Raw genomic sequence first — 22,571 nt, 5'->3', positions numbered from 1 at the left:
GGCGCTCACAGGTTGTACTGCTTGCGCTTGCGATACAGGGTCGAGGCGTCGATGCCCAGGGTTTTCGCGGCTTGATCCAGCGTGCCAGCGGTGGCGAGGACGGCGCCGATGTGGGCCTTTTCCAACTCGTCGAGGCTCAGTGCTGCGCCGACCCGTGGCGCGTTGTTGGCCGGTTGTTCGGCCATACCCAGGTGGCTGATTTCGACACGTTCCTGCGGGCAGATGATGCTCGCCCGCTCGACCACGTTGCGCAGCTCACGAATGTTACCGGGCCAGCGGTAGCCGAGCAGTGCCTCGCGAGCCTCGTCACTGAAGCCCCGCGCCGGGCGCGCGTACTCCTTGACGAAGCGGGCGAGGAAGCGGTCGGCCAGGGTCAGGATGTCCTCGGCACGCTCGCGCAACGGCGGCAGGTGCAGGGTGATGACGTTCAGGCGATAGAGCAGGTCTTCACGGAAGCGACCGTCACGGACCATGTCTTCGAGATTGAGGTTGGTTGCCGCCAGAATACGCACATCGGCGCGACGGGTTACCGGATCGCCTACCCGCTCGTATTCCTTGTCCTGAATAAAACGCAGCAACTTTGGTTGCAACGTCAAGGGAAAATCGCCGATCTCGTCGAGAAACAGCGTGCCGCCATCGGCTTGGTTGACTCGGCCCAGCGTACTTTCGCTGGCGCCGGTAAACGCACCACGGCTGTGGCCGAACAGCTCGCTTTCCATCAGTTCGGCAGTCAACGACGGGCAGTTGATGGTCACGCAGGATTTCTTCTCGCGCTTGCTCCAGCCGTGAATCGCCCGGGCCAGCTCGCCTTTACCGGTACCGGACTCGCCGAGAATAAGAATGTTGGCATCAGTGCTCGCCACTTGGCGGGCAGTCTCCAGCACGACTTTCATCGCCGGGCTGTGGGAGTCGAGGCCGTCTTTCGGTTTGCGGATCTCACCTTCAAGGGCTTCGAGACGCGCCGAGAGTTGACGCACTTCCAGTTGCTTGGCCGTCGCCAGACGCAGTTGATCGGGGCTGCACGGCTTGACCAGATAGTCGGCGGCGCCTGCCTGGATGGCATCCACAGCGGTATCGACCGCCGAGTGGGCGGTGACGATCACCACCCGCATCCATGGCGCCTGAATGCGCATTTGTGCCAATACGTCGAGGCCGTTGTCTTCGCCCAGACGCAAATCCAGAAAGCACAAATCGAACACCTGACGCTGCAGCAGCGCGTCGGCCTGCGCTGCGCTGTTGGCGGTGGCCACCGTATAACCTTCGTCTTCGAGGCAATAACGGAAAGTTCGCAGGATGGCGGATTCATCATCCACCAGCAGAATGCGGCCTTGATGCTCAGTGGCAGATTCCATTTTTCCTACGCTCCATAAAGATTGGTCTTGGGTTAGTCCCGGAGAAATCGGGCAAGTTGCATGGTTGATTCTGAACGATGCCAGCCATAGGAGGGTAGCTCTCTCCTGCCTTTACGGCTAATTCACTGATTTTGTTGGTTTTTTAAACAAAAGCCGATTTGCAGGGTATTCCCTGCGTACTTTTCTGACATCCGCGCCCCGCTCTCAATTCCATAAGAATGAATTCTCCTACGAAATAATCGTGCATTCCGCACGACCCTGGATAACCCATCGTGCAGGATGCGTCGCAGACAGTTTTTCAACGGCTTATAAGCCATTGATTTTATTGAATATTTTTTAATTAAAAAATTGGCATGCAGCCTGCAATACCTCATTCAGCCCGGGCAAATCAGCACTGCCCCAACCGAATAAGAGTGAGGAACCCAGGATGACTCGCCAACGTGCCGCCCAAGTGCGTATCTCGCCACTGCATCTCCAGCAAGGCCTGTTTGGCGTACTTGCGCTGTTGATCACCCTGATCGTGTGCCAGCAATACCTGAGCTGGGAAAACAGCCAGAAGCCTGAGCCGCTGATCTCGATCCAGCACAGCACGCAGAAGCATTTCAGCGCCGTCAGCAGCAGCCAGGCCGAGAGCGCCTCGATGCGCATGATGGACGTCGACCAAGCGCAACCACTGGACCAGATGCCACGTGAAGAGCGCTGGGTTTTCTGACTGATTGAACAAATTCGGGCGCGATGCGCCGGAACAAGCAGCATCCCTAAATAGAGAAGTAAGGAGAATCACCATGTTGAGCTGGGCAATTACATTCTTGATCATTGCCATCATCGCTGCAGTACTGGGCTTCGGTGGTATCGCGGGCACCGCCACGGGTATCGCCAAGATTCTGTTTGTCGTGTTCCTGGTGATGTTCATCGCTTCCTTCTTCTTTGGCCGTCGCGGCCGAGGTTAACGATGATCGCTTTAAAGACACTGGCAGCCGCCCTGCTTCTGGGCGGTAGTGCCATGGCGATGGCGGCCAATGATGGCCAGACCCGAGTCAACGAGTTGTTGAGTTCCGACCCGCAATACCGGGAGACCTGGGAAGGCGTGGTGAAAAAGGAAGAACGCCTGCCGGAATGGGTGATGAACCTGTCCGGCACGCCGGACCAACAGATGAATGCCGTGACTGAAGATGGCGACAAGTATCTGGTCGGCCCCCTGTGTGAATCTGCAGACAAGTGCCTGAACCATCGCTTGATCGTCGCGTTCAGTTTCGACAAGAAAGACGCTTACGCCATGCTCGTCGATGTGCCCGAAGGACTGCCGGCCGACAAGTCGCCAACGCGACATGCCACCTACCGCTTCCTCGGCAAACCTGATCAGGGCATGCAGGATCTTTTGATGGAAACCCTGAAAAAAGATCCCAAGTGGTATTGATTCGAACATGAAGGCAGCAGCCCTGCTGCCTTCCATTGCGCTCACCTGAGGAAGGCAGGCGCATGACCAGGGGGCCGGGACGTTCTGACTGTTTCAGGGTCGGAGTGACCTACGGGTACAGGGAGTGCCTGCGATGAGGGCCGGGTCAGGGTAAAAGCTGCGTCGCAGGTTCGCCGGCCCACAGCGGTTCGACGGACTTGCGCTGAGCTTTAAACCGATCAAAACATTGATCCAGAGCGTTTCAACCCTTCTTTTTATCGCTCACACTGCGCGCGAAAACATTACGCGGTGTTTCGTGGCGACCGTATATCGACAAAGAGACCACTTTATCTGTGGGACTTCTCGCTCCTTTATGTAGGCTTTTTCCTAAAATTTCCGTCGAAAATTTTCGTTCAGAAAATAACCAATCTACGCTGTGATGGCCGGTTCACGGCACTTATGCCGGCTGAAATGTCGCAATCGAACCGGTTGGGACGTCAGTTTCATTTAAAAAAGCTCATGCCGATTCGGCATAGGGTAGGCGTTTACGGCATTAGACGGCGCAACCCCGCATCGGAATAGTTGCGCCTTTTTTCGCCTGCCGAAGAGCCGTAAATACGCGCTTCGGGGCACCTTATACGGAGGCAGATGCACAGACTTTTCCGCTAAAGAGCGTTCCAGTTCCTGCATGTGCCTGAGTCAAACGCAAGTAAGGGTAAAGATAATGAAGAAGGCAAAACTCAGCCTCGCCTGGCAGATCCTCATCGGTCTGGTTCTAGGGATTGCAATTGGTGCGTTGCTCAATCACTTCAGTGCCGAGAAGGCCTGGTGGATCAGCAACGTCCTGCAACCGGCAGGCGATATCTTTATCCGTCTGATCAAGATGATCGTGATCCCGATCGTCATCTCCTCCCTCATCGTCGGCATCGCCGGCGTGGGCGACGCCAAGAAGCTCGGGCGTATCGGCCTGAAGACGATCATCTATTTCGAAATCGTCACCACCATCGCCATTGTTGTCGGCCTCCTGCTGGCCAACCTGTTCCATCCGGGCACCGGCATCGACATGAGCACCCTGGGCACGGTGGACATCTCCAAGTACCAGGCGACCGCCGCCGAAGTACAGCATGAACACGCGTTCATCGAGACCATCCTCAACCTGATCCCGTCGAACATCTTCGCGGCCATGGCCCGCGGCGAAATGCTGCCGATCATCTTCTTCTCCGTGCTGTTCGGTCTCGGTCTGTCGAGCCTGCAGTCGGACCTGCGCGAGCCGCTGGTGAAGATGTTCCAGGGCGTTTCGGAGAGCATGTTCAAAGTCACCCACATGATCATGAACTACGCCCCGATCGGCGTATTCGCTCTGATCGCGGTGACTGTCGCCAACTTCGGCTTCGCCTCGCTGCTGCCGCTGGCCAAGCTGGTGATCCTGGTTTACGTCGCCATCGCCTTCTTCGCCTTCGTGGTCCTGGGCCTGATCGCCAAGCTGTTCGGCTTCTCGGTGCTCAAGCTGATGCGCATCTTCAAGGATGAGCTGGTGCTGGCCTACTCCACCGCTTCGTCCGAAACCGTGCTGCCACGGGTGATCGAGAAGATGGAAGCCTACGGTGCGCCGAAAGCCATCTGCAGCTTCGTGGTGCCAACCGGTTACTCGTTCAACCTCGACGGTTCGACCCTGTATCAGTCCATCGCGGCGATCTTCATTGCCCAGCTGTACGGCATCGACCTGTCGATCAGCCAGCAACTGCTGCTGGTGCTGACCCTGATGGTTACCTCCAAAGGTATCGCCGGCGTACCGGGCGTGTCCTTCGTGGTGCTGCTGGCCACTTTGGGCAGCGTGGGTATTCCGCTGGAAGGTCTGGCGTTCATCGCCGGTGTCGACCGCATCATGGACATGGCGCGTACCGCACTGAACGTGATCGGCAACGCCCTCGCCGTGCTGGTTATCGCACGCTGGGAAGGCATGTATGACGATGCCAAGGGCCAGCGCTACTGGAACTCCCTGCCACACTGGCGCAGCAAGGAAAAACTGCCGGCTGGCGAGACTTCCAAGCAGTAATCCCAGACCCTGTGGGAGCTGGCTTGCCAGCGATGAGGTCAGCACATTCAACATCTTTGTTGACTGACACACCGCCATCGCGGGCAAGCCCGCTCCCACAGTGATCGCTGCCAACCGTTCTAAACGAACCCCGGAGAAATCCGGGGTTTGTCGTTTCTGGCGACCCCGCTATCATTCGCCGCATCTTCCGGGGGATTTGACTGATGCTTAATGGCCTGTGGCTTGGCTTCTTTGTCGTGGCAGCAATATCTGCGCTGGTGCAGTGGCTGGTCGGCGGTAACGCCGGAATCTTCGCGGCGATGGTGGAAAGCATTTTTGCCATGGCCAAGCTCTCGGTCGAGGTCATGGTGCTGCTGTTCGGCACCCTCACCCTGTGGCTGGGCTTTCTGCGCATTGCCGAAAAGGCCGGCATTGTCGAATGGCTGGCCAAGGTGTTGGGGCCGCTGTTTCTGCGCTTGATGCCGGAAGTCCCGGCGGGTCACCCGGCCCTTGGCCTGATCACCCTGAACTTCGCTGCCAACGGTCTGGGCCTCGACAACGCCGCCACGCCAATCGGCCTGAAAGCCATGAAGGCGCTGCAGGAGCTCAATCCCAGCAGCACCATCGCCAGCAATGCGCAAATCCTCTTTCTGGTGCTCAACGCCTCCTCGCTGACGCTGCTGCCGGTGACGATCTTCATGTACCGCGCCCAGCAAGGCGCGCCGGACCCGACGCTGGTGTTCCTGCCGATTCTGCTGGCGACCAGTTGCTCGACCATCGTCGGCTTCCTCTCGGTGGCGTTCATGCAGCGCCTGCGGATCTGGGATCCGGTGGTGCTGGCTTATCTGATTCCCGGCGCGCTGATCCTGGGTGGCTTCATGGCGTTGCTGGCGACGATGTCGGCGACAGCGCTGGCGGGGCTTTCGTCGATCCTTGGCAACCTGACGCTGTTCGGCCTGATCATGCTGTTTCTGCTGATCGGTGCGCTGCGCAAGGTCAAGGTCTACGAAGCATTCGTCGAGGGCGCGAAGGAAGGTTTCGACGTCGCCAAGAACCTTTTGCCGTATCTGGTGGCGATGCTCTGCGCCATCGGCGTGCTGCGTGCCTCCGGGGCGCTGGACTTTGGCCTGGACGGGATTCGCCATCTGGTCGAGTGGGCCGGTTGGGACACGCGATTTGTCGATGCGTTGCCGACAGCGATGGTCAAACCGTTCTCCGGCAGCGCCGCGAGGGCGATGCTGATTGAAACCATGAAGACGTCGGGGGTCGATAGCTTCCCGGCGCTGGTGGCGGCGACGATTCAGGGCAGTACCGAGACCACGTTTTATGTGCTGGCGGTGTATTTCGGCGCGGTGGGGATTCAGCGGGCGCGGCATGCCGTGGGGTGTGCGTTGCTGGCGGAGCTTGCCGGCGTAATTGGCGCCATTGCAGTCTGCTACTGGTTCTTCGGCTAATAGAAAACCCTGTGGGAGCTGGCTTGCCAGCGATGAGGACAGCACAGCCAGAACCTCTGGTGACTGACACACCGCCATCGCGGGCAAGCCCGCTCCCACAGGGATTGTGTTGGTCTTAAGGCTTTTGCGGGGCCAATTTTTGGCCTTGGCCCACGGCCCACGCCACGACTTTCGCGGTCAGGCGATCACTGGCCTGACCAAACCCGGCGACCACCGCTGGCACCTGCACATCACTCAGTGGCTGACGCTCTTCAAAGCGGCGACTGGCGAGAATTCGCTGGTCATAGCCACGCACGATCAACGCATCAAGGCGCACCACCACGCTGGCCTGATTCCCCTGATATTCCGTCTGAAACGCCTGCAAATTCCCGCCCAGTTCCAGATCCGCCGCAAAATTGCTGTCATCGGTACTCAGCAACGTCACCCGACCATCACGGGCAAAGCCGTCCAGCAAGCGATTGCGCAGCAGCACCGGTGCCGGATCGCTCCAGCGCGAAGCCTTGTAGCTGCTGATCACATCGCCTTGCGGGATGACGGCGATGTTCGCTCGGTTCAGCGCTTCGCTGGCCTGCAACTTGTTCAAACGCAGCGACCAGTGTTGCGTGGCCGCCGCACTGGTCGAGGCGGGCGTCTGAGTGATCGGCAGGCGATAAACATCCGCTGGTTCCGACTTGGGCAGGATCGAGCACGCCGCGATCAGCGTAAAACCGGCGAGGAGGGCGAGGCGAGTCAGCTTCATGGCGTGAACTCCTTGTTCTTGTCACTGCCCAGCAGGTAACCGCTCGGGTTGGCCTCCAGGCGTTGAGAGATGGCGCGCAGCGAGGTCAGGGTTTCGCGCAATTCGCGAATCGCCGGAGCCAGGCCATTGAGGCCCTGCATGCCGTTGTCGAGGGAGTTCTGGTTTTTGCTCAGCAAGGTGTTGATCGTGGCGCTGCTCTGTTCCAGCGATTTCATCGCCTGCTCGGCGCTGCCCAGCGCTTGTTTGCCCTGATCGTTGAGCAAGCCGTTGGCGTTGCGCATCAACGCCGAGGTCTGTTCGAGCATGCTGCCGGCCTGTTTGCCGACTGCCGCCAGTTGCTGCATGGCCTGACGCAGATCGCCGCGCTGATCATTGATCGAGCCGGTGGTCTGCTCCAGATGCGCCAGGGTTTTGCTCACGCGCTCGACGTTCTCGGCGGAGAACATCTGATTGGCGTTGCCCAGCAAAGAACTGATCCCGCTCATCAAGTCGTTGCTGTCGTTGAGCAGCCGCGAAATAGGCGAGGGCGAGGCGACGATGATCGGCAGCTTGCCGTCATGCCCACGTAGTTGCGGACTGTCTGGCGTGCCGCCGCTGAGCTGGATGATCGAGGTGCCGGTGATCCCGGCCAGCGCCAGTTTGGCCTGGGTGTCTTCCTTGACCGGCGTGTCGCCGCCCAGCCGAATCCGCGCCAGCACCCGGCGCGGGTCCTTGGGGTCGAGGCGCAGGCTGACCACGTCGCCGACCTTGATCCCGCTGTACTGCACCGGGCTGCCCTTGGACAGGCCGCTGACCGCCTCGTTGAAGACGATTTCGTAATCCTTGAACTCAGTGTCGACGCTGGACTTGGCCAGCCACAGGCCGAAGAGCAGGGCGCCCGCCACGACAATAACCGAGAACAGGCCGATCAACACATGATGGGCTCGGGTTTCCATGTCAGACCTCGTTGAGCAATTTGGCGGCGTCCAGCGCCGAGCGGCCGCGCGGGCCGTGGAAGTATTCGTGAATCCACGCGTCGTTGGTTTCGGAAACAACGTCGATCGGGCCGGCAACCAGTACTTTCTTCTGCGCCAGCACCGCCACGCGGTCGGTGATGGTGTAGAGCGTGTCGAGGTCGTGGGTCACCAGAAACACGCTGAGGCCCAGCGCATCGCGCAGGGTCAGGATCAGTTGATCGAACTGCGCCGCGCCGATCGGATCGAGGCCGGCGGTGGGTTCATCGAGAAACAGGATGTCCGGATCCAGCGCCAGCGCCCGGGCCAGCGCCGCACGTTTGATCATGCCGCCGGACAGCGAGGCCGGGTACTTGTCCGCCGCCGACAGCGGCAGCCCGGCCAGCGCCAGTTTGACTGCCGCAAGATGTTCGGCGTCTTCGCGGCTGAGGCCGGCGTGTTCGATGAGGGGCAGGGCGACGTTCTCGGTAACGGTCAGCGAAGAGAACAGCGCGCCTTTCTGGAACAGCACGCCAAAACGCCGTTCGACCAGCGAACGCTCATGCTCGGACAGGCTCGGCAGGTTTTGCCCGAACACTTTGACCAGACCTTCGCTGGGCCGGCGCAGGCCGACGATGCTGCGCAGCAGCACCGACTTGCCGCTGCCGGAGCCGCCGACCACGGCGAGAATCTCGCCTTTGTACAAATCCAGATCGAGGTTCTCGTGGACGCTCTGGCTGCCGAAGCGATTGCACAGGCCACGGACTTCAATCACCGCCTCCGAGGGCGCGCGGGGTAGACGACTCACCAGCCCATCTCCATGAAGAACAGCGCGGCCACCGCATCAAGCACGATCACCACGAAAATCGACTGCACCACCGCCGAGGTGGTGTGAGCACCGACCGATTCGGCGCTGCCGCTGACCTTGAAGCCTTCCAGACAGCCAATCGTCGCGATAAGGAAGGCGAAGACCGGGGCTTTCACCAGACCCACCAGAAAGTGCTGAATGCCGATGTCGGCTTGCAGCACCGAGAGGAACATCGCCGGGGAAATTCCCAGCGACACCGCGCAGACCACGCCGCCGCCAATAATCCCGCAGAGCATCGCCAGGAACGTCAGCATCGGCAGCGCCACCAGCATCGCCAGCACCCGTGGCACCACCAGCAACTCGACGGGGTCGAGGCCCAGCGTGCGAATCGCGTCGATCTCTTCGTTGGCCTTCATCGAGCCGATCTGCGCGGTAAAGGCACTGGCGGTGCGCCCGGCCATCAGGATCGCCGTCAGCAACACGCCGAACTCGCGTAAAAACGAAAATCCCACCAGGTCCACGGTGAAAATCGTCGCGCCGAAACTGGCCAGCACCGTCGCGCCGAGGAAGGCCACCACGGCGCCGACCAAAAAGGTCAGCAACGCCACAATCGGTGCGGCATCGAGGCCGGTCTGTTCAATGTGGGCAATCATCGGCGTGATCCGCCAGCGCTTGGGCCGGAACAGTCCACGGGCGATGGTTTCGAGGATCAGGCCGATGAAGCCCAGCACTTGCAGGGTGTCCTGCCAGACCGTGTCCACGGCGCGGCCGATGCGCGTCAGCAGTTGCACGCTGACGCTGACTTCCGGCTCTTTGATCGGCACACAGAAGTCGGTCATCGACTGATACACGGTTTGCAGCAGGGCGCGGTCAGCCTGGGAAATCGTGCAATCGGGGTGTTCGGCGGATTTGCCGAGGCGCTCGGAACCGAGCAGCTCGACCAGCAAGGAGGCGCCAGCGGTGTCGAGGGCGCCGAGATCGTTGAGGTCGATCGCGGTAGCGGTGTCGTACTGGCCGTGGAGCTTTTCGGTCAGTTGCTTGAGCTCGGCGTAATGGGCAAGCGTCCAGTCCCCGGACACCCGCAGGCGGGCAGGGCTGATCGACGTGTCCAGTTGGGCACTGCCTGTCATCGAGCTGCTGGTCATAAGCTCCGTGCTTTATCGGCTAAATACGCTGGCATACGTAATAGCACGAACCCGATTACTTTTCTTTGGTCGCTGTGCTGTCCGTCACTTCGAAACGCAGCACGCCGATCACTTGGCCGTCCTCGGTGAGCACCCGGACTTGCCATTTGCCCGCCGGGTTGCCTGGGAAATTCTGCTTGTGCGTCCACGCCCGGTAGCCTTCCTTGCGCCCACCGTGGATGTCGAGGGCGATGCGGTCGACCTCTTTGCCGTTGAACTGCCAGACGTGATAAATCCGCTCATCGAGCCCACGCGGCGCATTGATTGCGGTGTAGGCGTAGAGCCCGCCGTTGCGGATCTGCTCGGCGCTGACCTCGTCGAGGCTGGCGCCGGGGGTGCGATCCTGCAATTGCGTGCTGATCGCCACGTCGGTCATCCACAGCGTCGCCGGTGGCACCCACGAACGCAGCACCCAACCGACGCCGCCGATGCCGACGGTGATGCACAGAATCGCCAGGGCGTTACGCACAGTGCGGATCGGGAAGATCGACGCCAGACTCGGGAACGACAACAACACGGAAATGCCCAGCGCCCATTTGAAGCTCTGCGAGGTGGTCAGGTGCATGATCACCGGCAGCGCGGTGAGCAGGGCGGCGAACAGGGTCAGCGTGTGCAACGCGAGAAACGCCCAGCGCCGTGGCGCCAGCCATTTGTAATAGAGCGGATCGACGATCGAGATCAACGCCGCGACGCTGAGCAGGCCGGTGAAAATCAACTGGCCGCTGTTCCACGTCGTGGTGATGAAGAAGAACGGCAGAACGAAAAACAGGCTTTCCTGATGAATCATCTGCGTCGCGTAACGCAGCAGCGGCTGGGGAATTTCCCGTTTGAACACGCGGGTGAACAGGCCGGTAAGGGTGTTTTCCAGCATCAGCCAGATCCAGCTCAGCAGCATGATGATGGTGATCCAGCTCGCCAGACCCTGCTGGCGGTCGACCAGAATGAAACTGCCGACCCCGGAGATGAAACCACCCAGCGCAATGACCCCGGGGTAGCGCTTCATCAGTTCGAGAATGCGCTGGATCAGCAGGGTCAGTTTTGGCATTTTGGGGGGTCACGACACTGTAGGAAAAAACCCGGAAAGGTTACCGCCACATAACCCCTGTGGCGAGGGGATTTATCCCCGATCGGCGGCGCAGCCGTCGCAAATCCGGCGAATGCGTTTTGTCTGGAGGAATGGGTTTATCGGGGTAGGGGCCGCTGCGCAGCCCATCGGGGATAAATCCCCTCACCACACGAACCTTCTCATCCTAGATTTTCCTCACAGGTTTCATTCATCACTGGGTCTGGATCTCGGGGCAGATTTGTAGCGGCGGCGCAACCGCCAGCCGATCAGGATCAGCAGCACTACACCGAGCCCGCCCGCCACCAGCCACAACACCTGATCATCACTGATCAACGGCTTCTCGATCCGCAGATACCCCGGTTGCAGCAGCAACTCGCGCATGGCTTTGTTCGCCGTTTCCAGCGTCACGCCTTGCAGCTCCCGCGCCGGATTGGCGAAGCGGCCATCCTCGTAATCCCCCAGCGCGCTCCAGTAATAATCGGCCAGCGCGCTGTTGCCTTGCACCGCCCAGGCCTGATGGGCGATGGCGGCCTGTTTGATCCGGGCGAAGGTGTCGGCGTCGAGGCCGTTTTTCAGCAGGTCGGCCTTGAGGTCTTCCAGCACCTGGATGGCTTCGTCGACGTCATCGCGATCCAGATCGGCATTCAGGCTCATGAAACCGACGCCACCAAACACTTCACGTTCGGCCCATGGCCCGTACGACAAACCGTGGTTCAGGCGGATTTGCCGGTACAGCGCCCAGTCGAGGTAGTCCTTGAGGATGTCGAAGGTCTCGTCATATTGATCATCCAGCACCGGCTCCGGCACCAGCCAGTGCAGCTTGGCGCTGTCGCCGATAAAACCACGGGTGAGGGTGCGTTCATGGGCGGCACTGATGCGGATGTCCGGCAAAGGTCGGTGTTCGCTCGGGTCAACCGCTTCGAGGGCGCCCCAGGTGCGTTCCAGATAAGCCGGCAGCAGCTTGTCGAGTTCGCCGACGACGATCAGGGTCATGTTGTTTGGCGCGTACCAGGCCTTGCGTACCTTCTCCAGTTGCGCCTGAGTCAGGTGGCCGACTTCAGCCCGCTGCGGGCATTTCAGGCCCAGTTCCACCGCCAGTTGATTGCTCGCGGTGTGGCCCAGGTCCTGACGGTCGAGAAAACGTTGCAACTTGGTGTAATGGCCGCCGTCCTCGCGCTCGACCACGCGTTTGGCGGCGTTGATGGCATTGTCGTCGATGCGGGTCTGGGTCAACAGATCAAGCAACAGGTCGAGCACCTTGCGCTGGTTTTTCGCCGGCGCTTCGATCACGAATGTGGTGTCGGCGTTGCTGGTGAAGGCATTCCACTCGCCGCCCAGCGCCTGCATGCGTTCTTCGAGGCCACCTTCGCCAGTGGCGTCGATGCCGCTGAACAGCAAGTGCTCAAGCAGGTGCGGCAGCTCTTTTTCATCGCAATCGAAATCGTCGAGACCGACGCCGACCACCAGTCGGATCGCCACATGCCCGCGTTCCGTGCCGGGTTTGAGCAGCAACTGCAAACCGTTGGGCAGCGCATAGCCTTCGACCTGGAAACGATCCAGGGCGAAGGCGGGCAGGGAACCAAGCAACAGACAAGCGAACAACAGGCAACGCATAACAGGCTTCCATACGGCTGATTTGGAGATCCGTGTCGTCAGTCAGGGCCCCATCGCTGGCAAGCCAGCTCCCACAAGGATTTGCGGCGCTCACAAAACCCTGTGGCAGCTGGCTTGCCAGCGATGGGGCCTTTGAGGCTGAACTCTGTGTTACTGACTGACCCTGGCCCCAGACGTTCAAGGCGAATGCGTGATGTCAGCAATATCATCCGCTGCCAGTGCGCCGGTATCCGTCGTTTCCAGCACCACATACGCGCTGCCGCAAAACAGCGAGTTAAGCCGCTTCATGTCCGCAATCAACTCCAGATGCAGCGAACTGGTCTCGATACTCTGCACGATCTTGCGTTGCAGACGACTGACATGCGCATGGGCCAAACGGCGTTCCTGGGCGCGAAAGCGACGTTTCTCCCGGAGCAATTGCCGGGCACTTTCGCGATCACCGCTGAGAAACAACGACAAGCCCAGACGCAGGTTGGCGATCAGTTGCTGCTGCAGCCCGGCCAGATCCTCCAGGCCTTCTTCGGAAAACGAGCGGCGCTGCGAAGTCTTCTGCTGCTGGATCTTGCGCAGCATGCGTTCGATGAGATCGGCGGCCAGTTTCAGGTTGATCGCCAGTTCGATGATCTCGGCCCAGCGTCGACTGTCGTGCTCGCCGAGGTCCTCGCGAGGCATCTGCGCCAGATACAGCTTGATCGCGCTGTACAGCGCTTCGACGTCGTCGGTCAGCCGGCGCATTTCCTGGGTGACGGCGGTCTGCTTGCCGCGCAGCACATCAAGCGTCGCATTGAGCATGTTGTCGAGCAGATCGCCCATGCGCAGGGTTTCCCGCGCGGCGTTGGCCAAGGCCAGGCTCGGCGTGACCAATGCGGTGGCGTCGAGGTGGCGCGGTTTGGCGGTGCCGTTGACCTCCGGTCGCTCCGGCAGCAGCCAGGCGCAGAGCCGCGCCATCGGCCCGACACTCGGCAGCAGAATCAGACAGCGCGCGGTGTTGTAGAGCAGATGGAAGCCGATGACCATTTCCTGCGGGCTGAAATCGAGGCTGTCGATCCAGTGCACCAACGGATCGAGCACCGGAATGATCAGCAGCAGGCCGATCAGTTTGTACAACAGGCTGCCCAACGCCACTTGCCGGCCGGCGGCGTTCTGCATGCTGGTGCTCATGAACGCCAGCACGCCGCTGCCGATGTTGGCACCGATGACCAGACCGATCGCCACTGGCAGGCTGATCACGGCGGCCCCGGCCAGTGTGGCGGTGAGCAACACGGCAGCGAGGCTGGAGTAGGAAATCATCGCGAACAACGCGCCGACCAGGGCGTCGAGAAGGATGTCACCGGTGAGCGAGGCGAAAATCACTTTCACGCCCTGTGCATGGGTGATCGGCGCAGCGGCTTCGACGATCAGCTGCAACGCGAGAATGATCAGCCCCAGACCGATGCTGACCCGACCCATCTGCCCGAGCCGCGTCTGTTTGCGCGACAGAAAGAAAATCACCCCGAGGAAAATCAGCAGCGGCGACAGCCACGACAAGTCAAACGTCAGCACCCGCGCCATCAGCGCCGTGCCGACGTCGGCACCAAGCATGGTTGCCAGCGCCGGTGTCAGCGCCATCAGGCCCTGGCCGACAAAAGAAGTAACGAGCATGGCGGTGGCGTTGCTGCTCTGCACCATCGCCGTGACGACGATGCCGGCGACAAAGGCCAGCCAGCGTTTGGACATGTTCTGGCCAATCACATGGCGCAGATTGGTGCCGTACACGCGCAGGATGCCGGTTCGGACAATGTGCGTGCCCCAGATCAGCAGGGCGACGGCGGAAAGCAGATTGAGCAGGGTGAGCATGCAGACCCCCTGTAATAGCAGCGCTCCAGAGGAGCAAGTTGACGGTACCGCACGGTTTCTACGTTCTGATACTTAAGCTGTAGTTGGCGAACGGACTGGGCGCCAGCATTGCACAGCTAAAGTGCCGATTGAAACAAAAGTGTCATGAAAACAGCTTCATGCATCCCCTTCCAAATCAACGCCGCCACTTGTGGGAGCTGGCTTGCCAGCGATGGCGTCCGTCCAGCAAACATTGACGTCGCTGACACTCCACTATCGCTGGCAAGCCAGCTCCCACAGGGATCGCGGTGTTTGAATGTTGCCCAAAACAAATGTAGGAGTGAGCCTGCTCGCGATAGGGCCATCAGCCTCAACATTGCTGTTGACTGACAGACCGCTATCGCGAGCAGGCTCACTCCTACAGGTTTTGCGCACTGACGCAAATTTATCGGTGCATGAAAAAACCTGTGGGAGTCTGGCTTGCCAGCGATGGCGTCCGTTCAGCAGACATCGATGTCGCTGACACTGCGCTATCGCTGGCAAGCCAGCTCCCACAGGTTTTGTACTCGCTGCTGAAAATCCCGATTACTGGCCCGGGATGTCCTTGCGCAGTTTTACCGGATCCTGCTGCTTTTTCTTCTTGGCCATTGCGCCGCGCAGCTTGATGTTGATCGCTTCAACCGCCAGCGAGAACGCCATCGCGAAGTAGACGTAGCCTTTCGGTACATGCACGTCGAACGACTCGGCAATCAGCACCGTGCCGACCACCAGCAGGAACGACAGCGCCAACATTTTCAGCGACGGATGCTTGTCGATGAACTCGCTGATCTTGCCCGACGCCAGCATCATCACCAGCACGGCAACGATGATCGCTGCAATCATCACTGGCACATGGGAGACCATGCCAACCGCGGTGATCACCGAGTCCAGCGAGAAGACGATGTCGATGATCGCGATCTGGATGATGGTGTAGAGGAAGTTGCCGCCCTTGCCGCCAGGCGTGTCGTCGCTTTCGTCTTCGCCTTCCAGCGCGTGGTACATCTCTTGCGAGCTCTTCCACAGCAGGAACAGACCACCGAAGAACAGGATCAGGTCGCGGCCGGAAATGCCCTGGCCGAACACCTCGAAGAGGTCGGCGGTGAGGCGCATGACCCAAGTGATCGACAGCAGCAACAGGATTCGCGTGATCATGGCCAGGCCAAGACCGAAGATCCGGGTGCGCTGCTGCATGTGCTTGGGCATGCGGCTGACCAGGATCGAAATCATGATGATGTTATCGATGCCGAGGACGATCTCCAGGGCAGTCAGGGTAAAGAAGGCAACCCAGATTTCGGGGTTGGTCAGCCAATCCATGTGTATTCCTTTGTACGAGTGTTAAACCGAAAAAGGTCCGGGCTTCAAACCGCGAAGCCAGGACCCGAAACGGTGAGTCTTGGGGTTATAGAGTGCTGAACACCGGGAAAGTCCCCAACAGCAGTGCAGCAATCAGGATGCAGATACAAACCAGAATCGCCCATTTCAGGGTGAAACGCTGGTGGTCACCGAAATCGATGCCGGCCAGGGCCACCAACAGATAGGTCGATGGCACCAATGGGCTCAGCAAGTGGACGGGCTGACCGACGATCGAGGCACGGGCCATTTCCACTGCAGTGATTCCGTAGTGGCTGGCAGCCTCGGCCAACACCGGCAACACGCCATAGTAAAAAGCGTCGTTGGACATGAAGAAGGTGAACGGCATGCTCACCAGCGCCGTGATCACGGCCAGGTACGGGCCGAGGAAATCCGGGATCACCGCCAACAGGCTTTTCGACATCGCATCAACCATGCCGGTGCCCGACAGGATACCGGTGAAGATACCGGCGGCAAAGATCAGCCCGACCACTGCCAGCACGCTACCGGCGTGGGCGGCGACGCGATCCTTCTGCATTTGCAGGCACGGGTAGTTGACGATCATCGCGATACTGAACGCGACCATGAACAGCACCGGCAGCGGCAGCAGGCCGGCGATCAGCGTGCACATCAGGCCGAAGGTCAACGCGCCGTTGAACCAGATCAGTTTCGGACGACGTGCATCCGGGAATTGCGAGACGCTGATTTCGCTGTGATCGATCTCGTCGCCCGCCAGGTGCAACTCACCCAGACGCGCACGCTCACGCTTGCCGTAGAAGTAGGCAATCACCAGGATCGCCACCACACCGGCGGCCATGGCCGGGATCATCGGTACGAAGATATCCGACGGATCGACATGCAGCGCACTCGCCGCACGGGCAGTCGGGCCGCCCCATGGGGTCATGTTCATCACGCCACCGGCCAGAATGATCAGGCCGGCCATGATTCGCGGGCTCATGCCGATACGGCTGTACAGCGGCAGCATGGCGGCGACGCAGATCATGTAAGTGGTCGCGCCGTCACCGTCGAGGGAAACCACCAGCGCCAGTACAGCGGTACCGACCGACACCTTCAGCGGATCGCCCTTGACCAGTTTGAGGATCTTGCGCACGGCCGGGTCGAACAGGCCGGAGTCGATCATCAAGGCAAAGTAGAGAATGGCGAACATCAACATCACGCCGGTCGGCGCGAGCTTGGTAATACCTTCGAGCATCATCGGGCCGATCTTCGGCGCGAAACCGCCAAACAGGGCGAAGATGATCGGAATGATGATCAGGGCGATCAGCGCGGACAGGCGCTTGGTCATGATCAGGAACATGAACGTGATGACCATGGCGAAGCCAAGGAAAGTCAGCATGGGAATACTCCAGGCGTAGCGCGGCTAGGGAATGAGCAGATCGGGCGATCAGCGCAGAACGGGAAGCACGAGACGTACGGGCGGAGTGGGAGCGAGGAGGCGGGCTACAGAGGACATCAGAATCACCATTGTTGTTGTTAATTGGGCCTGGCGTGCGAGCAATCACATGCGTTGGCCAACCGGTCTTTTGCCGGAAGTGAGGCGATCCTAATGGGGCAAGCTTTCAGCCAGCTTTCGCTGATGAAAGCTTTGAATGAACGGTCAACCGATCGTCGGATGCGAACTAGAGTCAATGAACACGGGGAGGAGGGCTTTGAGGATGAGCGAATTGCACAGCGGTGGCTGCCATTGCGGACACATTCGTTATCAGTTCAGCGGTGCGCTGCACGACATCGCGCACTGCCACTGTTCGATCTGCCGCAAGGTCAGCGGCGGTATCGTCACGACGTGGATCACCGTACCGGCGGCGAATTTCCAATGGCTGGCCGGGACGCCGTCGCGCTATGACTCGTCGAGTAGCTGTGCGCGGTTCTTCTGCCCGGACTGTGGCGCGCAACTGGCGCTGGTGACGTTGCTCAGTCCTGCGAGCATCGACGTGACCATTGCCACGCTGGATCACCCGGAGCAGGCAGCGGCCGAGCGGCATATCTGGACCGACAGCCAACTGCCTTGGCTGCATCTGGACGAACACCTGCCGGGCGAGCCGGAAGAAACGCTTTAGCCGGACTAAAGAGTGCTCAAAAAATAGACAGATCCAGCGGCCGCATCGCCCCCATCCAGATCGCGTGCTCGGTGTGGTCGAGCAAGTCATCGCCGGTGTCCGGGTGCAGGAACACCACCAGGCCGTTGCGATTGAGCGCCAGCCACGGCAACACCTCGCCGATCAGCTCCGGGCCAAAGGCCAGTTGGCAGCTCCAGTCCGGGTGCGGGCCGACCGGGCGCTCGTGAACGCGGCCCATTTTCAACGCAAACAATTGTGCTGCCTGCTCACACAAGGCCCGCGCCTGCTCAAGCGTGCCGGCATCGAAATAAACGTGGGCGTGATAGCCCTTGATCGCTTGCATCTGAAAGCCTCGCAAATCGGTTCGAACCCTCGACGTTGAGCGTGTGTCACACGCCATACAAGGGAAAACAAAAAGGGATCAGCCATGAAAAATGCCGAAACCCCGGTGGTAAAAGTGGTGCTCTATGGTGCCATGAGTAGCCTCGGCGCTGCGTTGATGGCTGAACTGCTGCGCCGTCAGCACGAAGTGATCGCAATACTCGACGACCTCACCGCCCTCGCACCGCGTCCGGGTTTACGTACCAAAAGCGGCGATCTGTTCGATTCCGAACGGGTCAATCAAAGCGTGGCCGGCAGTTCGGCAGTGATCTGTCTGCTTGATGCGCCGGGCCTGCCATTCAGTAGCGAGCATATAGAACGATCCGTGTTGCTGGGCCCCGTGGAGCAGGTATTGGCCGTTGATTCATTGGTCGATGGTTTGCAGGCAGCCAACGTCTCGCGGTTGTTTCTGGTGGGTGATTTTGCCGTGCTCGACGAGCAGGATCTGGATGATCGTCTGCAACGCCACGCCGCCGAGGAAATTCGCGAAGCACTGCAAAGCAGCCCGCTGCACTGGACGCTGGTCAACGCACCACGCGGCGTTGCAGGTTTGACGATTGAACATTTCAGCCAAGTCGGCAGCAATCTCGAACCGGGTCTGGCAGAGCCGCTGGAGCGTTTGAATCGGGTGGCTGTGGGGATTGCCGATGAGCTGCGGCTGAATCTGCATGTAGGCCAACATGTGAATTTCGTCGCGGCTAGCGAATAGGTCGCTACACGGCGATGGAAGGCAGTGCGAGTCCATTGAGTGATTCGGCACTGCTCGCCTGCTCCATCATCAACCAATCGACAAACTGCTGGATCAATGCTCCCCGGCGTTTGCGCTGGGGCAACACCACGTAATAGCCCAACCGCGACAACGTGGTTTCGGCAATCGGTCGACATAACAAACCCTGGGTCAATAAGTTATCCACAAGGTGCCGCCAACCAATCGCCACGCCTTGGCCGCCAATCGCCGCTTGAATCAACAGCGTGTAATTGTCGAAACGCAATTGACCCGGGGCGGGCGGGGTAGTGATGCCGAGTTCGCGAAACAATCCACTCCAGTCGAACCAGTTGCTGCTGTTTTCACCGCGCAGGTGCAGTAGCGGAAACTCCAGCAAGGCCTGAGCGGGCAGAGGTAGTGAGCGATTTTTGAGCAATTGCGGGCTGCACACCGGGAACACTTCCTCGCTGAACAGCCAATGGCTTTCGCCCTGCTTGAAGCGCCCGTCACCAAACAGAATCGCCACATCGATATCGGTGCGCAGCATATTGTGGTTGCGCTCACTGGTGACCAGGCTGACATCGACGTGAGGATTAGCTTCGTGGAAGCGGTGCAGGCGCGGCATCAGCCAGTAGGCCGCGAAAGCGAAATCGGTGGCGACTTGCAGCACCTCATGTTGCTGCTGTGCGCTGATTGCGCTCAAGCCTGCGTCGATATTCTGCAACCCGAGGGTAACTTGCTCGAACAGGATTATCCCGACTTCAGTCAGCTCGATACCTCTGTAGATGCGATCAAACAGTCGAGTGCCGAGCTGTTCCTCCAACCGTTTGATCTGCTGACTGATCGCCGGTTGCGTGGTGCCAAGCTCTACCGACGCAGCAGTAAAGCTGCGATGCCGAGCGGCGGCCTCGAAGGCGCGTAGCAGGTCGAGCGACAGATCACCAAGTGCCTCATACATAAGCTGTGCTTATCCTAGTCATTGTTCGGCGCGGGCTTTACCGGATACAGCATGGGCTCCATGCTCGATCGCAGCAATGTCGCATAAATATTCACTATGGAATGCCGCGATCACATGAAGCGCAAGAATATTCTTTTCATCATGGCCGATCAGATGGCCGCGCCAATGTTGCCGATCTACGGCCCTTCGCCGATCAAACTGCCCAATCTTTCCCGCCTCGCCGCCCAAGGCGTGGTGTTTGACGCCGCTTACTGCAACAGCCCGTTGTGCGCACCGTCGCGCTTCACCCTGGTCAGCGGCCAGCTGCCGAGCAAGATCGGCGCCTACGACAATGCCGCCGATTTCCCCGCCGACATTCCCACCTATGCCCATTACTTGCGCCGCCTCGGCTACCGCACCGCGCTGTCGGGCAAGATGCATTTCTGCGGCCCGGATCAATTGCACGGCTATGAGGAACGCCTGACCAGCGACATCTACCCGGCCGATTACGGCTGGGCAGTGAACTGGGATGAGCCCGATGTGCGGCCGAGCTGGTATCACAACATGTCTTCGGTACTGCAAGCCGGGCCGTGCGTACGCACCAACCAGCTCGACTTCGATGAGGAGGTGGTGTTCAAGGCTCAGCAATACCTGTTCGATCACATCCGCGAGGACGGCGATCAACCGTTCTGCCTGACGGTGTCGATGACGCACCCACACGACCCGTACACGATTCCCAAGGCTTTCTGGGATTTGTACGACGACGCCGATATCCCCTTGCCTACGACGCCGGATCAACACGAACTCGATCCGCATTCCCAGCGTTTGCTCAAAGTCTACGACCTATGGGACAAGCCGCTGCCTGTGGATAAGATCCGCGACGCGCGCCGTGCGTACTTCGGTGCGTGCAGCTACATCGACGCCAACGTCGGCAAACTTCTGCAAACTCTCGAAGAAACCGGGCTGATTGACGACACCGTCATCGTTTTCTCCGGCGATCACGGCGACATGCTTGGCGAAAAAGGTCTCTGGTACAAAATGCACTGGTTTGAAATGGCGGCCCGCGTGCCCCTGTTGATAAGTGCGCCGGGGCAGTTCGGAGCGGGCCGCATCAGCGCCGCCGTATCCACCGCCGATCTATTACCCACGTTCGTCGAACTGGCCGGCGGCACGCTGGAACCGGGCTTGCCGCTGGATGGCCGTTCGCTGATGCCGCATCTGCAAGGGCAGGGCGGCCACGACGAAGTTTTCGGCGAATACATGGCCGAAGGCACGATCAGCCCGCTGATGATGATCCGTCGCGGCGCCTACAAATTTATCTACAGTGAAAGCGACCCTTGCCTGCTCTTCGATGTGCACAACGATCCGCGTGAACTGGAAGAACTCAGCCATTCGCCGCAGCATCGTTCGCTGTTCGACGATTTTCTCGCCGAAGCACGAGCCAAGTGGGACATCCCGGCCATTCACCGCGATGTGCTCGCCAGCCAGCGCCGACGCCGATTTGTCGCCGATGCGTTGACCATCGGCAAGCTGAAGAGCTGGGATCACCAGCCGCTGGTCGACGCCAGTCAGCAGTACATGCGCAACCACATCGACCTCGACGATCTGGAACGAAAGGCCCGTTATCCACAACCCTGCCAAAACCAATAATGTTAAGGGGAAGTCCATGCGCAAGTTATCCACAGCAATGACGATCAGCTTATTGGCGTTGGCCAGCGGATCGGTATTCGCCGAGCAAAGCTGCGAGACGGTGAAAATGGCCGACCCCGGCTGGAGCGACATCGCCGCGACCAACGCCATCACCGGGTTTCTGCTGGAAGGCATGGGTTACAAGGCCAAGGTCGACACCCTCGCGGTGCCGATCACCTTCGGCGGTTTGAAGGATGGCCAGGTCGATGTGTTCCTCGGCAACTGGATGCCGGCGCAGCAGGGCTTCTACGACAAGTTCGTCGCGACCGGGGATGTCACGCAACTCGCGAAAAACCTCGACGGCACCGAGTTCACCCTGGCGGTGCCGGACTACGTATGGGACGCGGGTGTGCATGACTTTGCCGACCTGAACAAATACGCCGACAAGTTCGAACGCAAGATCTACGGCATCGGTTCGGGCGCGCCGGCAAACATCTCGTTGCAGGAAATCATCAAGAAGAACGACTTCGACCTGGGTCAATGGAAGCTGATCGAGTCCAGCGAACAGGCGATGCTCGCCGAGGTGTCGCGGGCGGTGAAGAAACAGAAATTCGTGACCTTCCTCGGCTGGACGCCGCACCCGATGAACGTGCAGCTGAAAATGCATTACCTGAAGGGCGGCGAGAAATACTTCGGTGACACCGGTAGCGTGTTTACTCTCACGCGCAAGGGTTACGCCGAGGCCTGCCCGAACGTGGGTAAATTGCTGACCAATCTTTCGTTCACTCAGGAGATGGAGAACAGCATCATGGCCGAGGTGGTGAACAAGAAGGTCAGCAATGCAGATGCGGCGAAGGCGTGGATCAAGGCGAATCCGGCGGTGCTGGACAAATGGCTGGATGGAGTGAAGACGGCTGATGGCAAGGATGCGTTGCCTGCTGTGAAAGCGAAGCTTTAATTTAGCGCGCACAGATCGTTCCCACGCTCCGCGTGGGAATGCCTCAACGGACGCTCCGCGTTCGGCTTTGAATGGGACGCGGAGCGTCCCGGGCTGCA

At 59.7% G+C, this 22,571-nt stretch carries 21 protein-coding genes; 9 read left to right on the top strand and 12 right to left on the bottom strand.

Annotation, left to right across the window (positions count from 1 at the left end; all coding sequences use genetic code 11):
• Positions 1-5: 5 nt before the first annotated feature.
• A complete protein-coding gene (gene algB / locus ACVVH8_RS00275) occupies positions 6-1,352 on the bottom strand; it encodes a sigma-54-dependent response regulator transcription factor AlgB (RefSeq protein WP_025112294.1) in 1,347 nt (448 codons plus the stop codon).
• A 427-nt stretch (positions 1,353-1,779) separates the two neighbouring features.
• Between algB and ACVVH8_RS00270 the strand changes: the two genes are divergently transcribed.
• From ACVVH8_RS00270 to ACVVH8_RS00250, 5 genes are all read left to right on the top strand, one after another.
• Complete coding sequence (locus ACVVH8_RS00270; protein ID WP_103302913.1) at positions 1,780-2,064, top strand: hypothetical protein; 285 nt, start codon at positions 1,780-1,782, stop codon at positions 2,062-2,064.
• Positions 2,065-2,137: 73 nt separating this feature from the next.
• Complete coding sequence (locus ACVVH8_RS00265) at positions 2,138-2,302, top strand: DUF1328 domain-containing protein (RefSeq protein ID WP_003177151.1); 165 nt, start codon at positions 2,138-2,140, stop codon at positions 2,300-2,302.
• 2 nt (positions 2,303-2,304) lie between these two features.
• The gene (locus tag ACVVH8_RS00260) at positions 2,305-2,769 is read left to right on the top strand and encodes an inhibitor of vertebrate lysozyme family protein (protein WP_103302912.1); all 465 of its coding nucleotides are present in this window, start codon (positions 2,305-2,307) and stop codon (positions 2,767-2,769) included.
• A gap of 703 nt (positions 2,770-3,472) precedes the next feature.
• Entirely contained in the window at positions 3,473-4,804 is a 1,332-nt protein-coding gene (gene gltP, locus ACVVH8_RS00255) for a glutamate/aspartate:proton symporter GltP (RefSeq protein ID WP_103302911.1), read from the top strand.
• A 203-nt stretch (positions 4,805-5,007) separates the two neighbouring features.
• On the top strand, positions 5,008-6,237 hold the full coding sequence (locus ACVVH8_RS00250; protein ID WP_103302910.1) for a nucleoside recognition domain-containing protein: 1,230 nt from the start codon (positions 5,008-5,010) through the stop codon (positions 6,235-6,237).
• A 115-nt stretch (positions 6,238-6,352) separates the two neighbouring features.
• On the opposite strand, the gene ACVVH8_RS00245 is transcribed toward ACVVH8_RS00250, so the two are convergent.
• From ACVVH8_RS00245 to ACVVH8_RS00205, 9 genes are all read right to left on the bottom strand, one after another.
• On the bottom strand, positions 6,353-6,976 hold the full coding sequence (locus ACVVH8_RS00245) for an ABC-type transport auxiliary lipoprotein family protein (RefSeq protein ID WP_475227924.1): 624 nt from the start codon (positions 6,974-6,976) through the stop codon (positions 6,353-6,355).
• Entirely contained in the window at positions 6,973-7,911 is a 939-nt protein-coding gene (locus ACVVH8_RS00240; RefSeq protein WP_103302908.1) for an MlaD family protein, read from the bottom strand. Before ACVVH8_RS00240 ends, ACVVH8_RS00245 begins: the two co-directional genes overlap by 4 nt.
• 1 nt (position 7,912) lies before the next feature.
• Positions 7,913-8,716 carry an ABC transporter ATP-binding protein gene (locus ACVVH8_RS00235; RefSeq protein WP_103302907.1) on the bottom strand — a complete coding sequence of 268 codons (804 nt, stop codon included), beginning with the start codon at positions 8,714-8,716 and terminating at the stop codon, positions 7,913-7,915.
• Positions 8,713-9,861, bottom strand: a complete 1,149-nt coding sequence (locus ACVVH8_RS00230; protein ID WP_475227922.1) for an ABC transporter permease — start codon at positions 9,859-9,861, stop codon at positions 8,713-8,715. The genes ACVVH8_RS00235 and ACVVH8_RS00230 overlap by 4 nt, the downstream gene beginning before the upstream one ends.
• Before the next feature lie 55 nt (positions 9,862-9,916).
• Positions 9,917-10,945, bottom strand: a complete 1,029-nt coding sequence (locus ACVVH8_RS00225) for a DUF5924 family protein (RefSeq protein WP_103302905.1) — start codon at positions 10,943-10,945, stop codon at positions 9,917-9,919.
• Positions 10,946-11,170: 225 nt separating this feature from the next.
• Entirely contained in the window at positions 11,171-12,580 is a 1,410-nt protein-coding gene (locus ACVVH8_RS00220; RefSeq protein WP_475227920.1) for a M16 family metallopeptidase, read from the bottom strand.
• A 177-nt stretch (positions 12,581-12,757) separates the two neighbouring features.
• Complete coding sequence (locus ACVVH8_RS00215; protein WP_475227917.1) at positions 12,758-14,416, bottom strand: Na/Pi cotransporter family protein; 1,659 nt, start codon at positions 14,414-14,416, stop codon at positions 12,758-12,760.
• Between the two features lie 564 nt (positions 14,417-14,980).
• Positions 14,981-15,748, bottom strand: a complete 768-nt coding sequence (locus tag ACVVH8_RS00210) for a TerC family protein (RefSeq protein WP_103302901.1) — start codon at positions 15,746-15,748, stop codon at positions 14,981-14,983.
• Between the two features lie 85 nt (positions 15,749-15,833).
• Positions 15,834-17,141, bottom strand: coding sequence for a CitMHS family transporter (locus ACVVH8_RS00205; protein WP_103302900.1), 1,308 nt, complete (start codon positions 17,139-17,141; stop codon positions 15,834-15,836).
• A 319-nt stretch (positions 17,142-17,460) separates the two neighbouring features.
• Between ACVVH8_RS00205 and ACVVH8_RS00200 the strand changes: the two genes are divergently transcribed.
• Positions 17,461-17,862 (top strand): GFA family protein, encoded by a 402-nt coding sequence (locus ACVVH8_RS00200; protein WP_475227915.1) that lies wholly within the window; start codon positions 17,461-17,463, stop codon positions 17,860-17,862.
• A gap of 16 nt (positions 17,863-17,878) precedes the next feature.
• Here the strand turns inward: ACVVH8_RS00200 and ACVVH8_RS00195 are convergent, their stop codons facing one another.
• The gene (locus ACVVH8_RS00195) at positions 17,879-18,205 is read right to left on the bottom strand and encodes a DOPA 4,5-dioxygenase family protein (RefSeq protein WP_103302898.1); all 327 of its coding nucleotides are present in this window, start codon (positions 18,203-18,205) and stop codon (positions 17,879-17,881) included.
• Positions 18,206-18,289: 84 nt separating this feature from the next.
• Between ACVVH8_RS00195 and ACVVH8_RS00190 the strand changes: the two genes are divergently transcribed.
• Positions 18,290-18,952, top strand: a complete 663-nt coding sequence (locus ACVVH8_RS00190; protein WP_103302897.1) for an NAD(P)-dependent oxidoreductase — start codon at positions 18,290-18,292, stop codon at positions 18,950-18,952.
• A gap of 4 nt (positions 18,953-18,956) precedes the next feature.
• Here the strand turns inward: ACVVH8_RS00190 and ACVVH8_RS00185 are convergent, their stop codons facing one another.
• On the bottom strand, positions 18,957-19,907 hold the full coding sequence (locus ACVVH8_RS00185; RefSeq protein ID WP_103302896.1) for a choline sulfate utilization transcriptional regulator: 951 nt from the start codon (positions 19,905-19,907) through the stop codon (positions 18,957-18,959).
• Positions 19,908-20,021: 114 nt separating this feature from the next.
• On the opposite strand from ACVVH8_RS00185, the gene betC reads away from it, so the two are divergent.
• Positions 20,022-21,536, top strand: a complete 1,515-nt coding sequence (gene betC / locus ACVVH8_RS00180; RefSeq protein WP_475227913.1) for a choline-sulfatase — start codon at positions 20,022-20,024, stop codon at positions 21,534-21,536.
• A 16-nt stretch (positions 21,537-21,552) separates the two neighbouring features.
• Positions 21,553-22,473: a choline ABC transporter substrate-binding protein gene (gene choX / locus ACVVH8_RS00175; protein WP_475227910.1), complete on the top strand. Its 921-nt coding sequence runs from the start codon at positions 21,553-21,555 to the stop codon at positions 22,471-22,473.
• The last annotated feature ends 98 nt before the right edge of the window (positions 22,474-22,571 follow it).

This window comes from Pseudomonas trutticola BRTCR10 (genome assembly GCF_056155105.1).
Note: the sequence above shows the minus strand (reverse complement) of the source record. Positions and strands in the feature narration are given on the sequence as shown.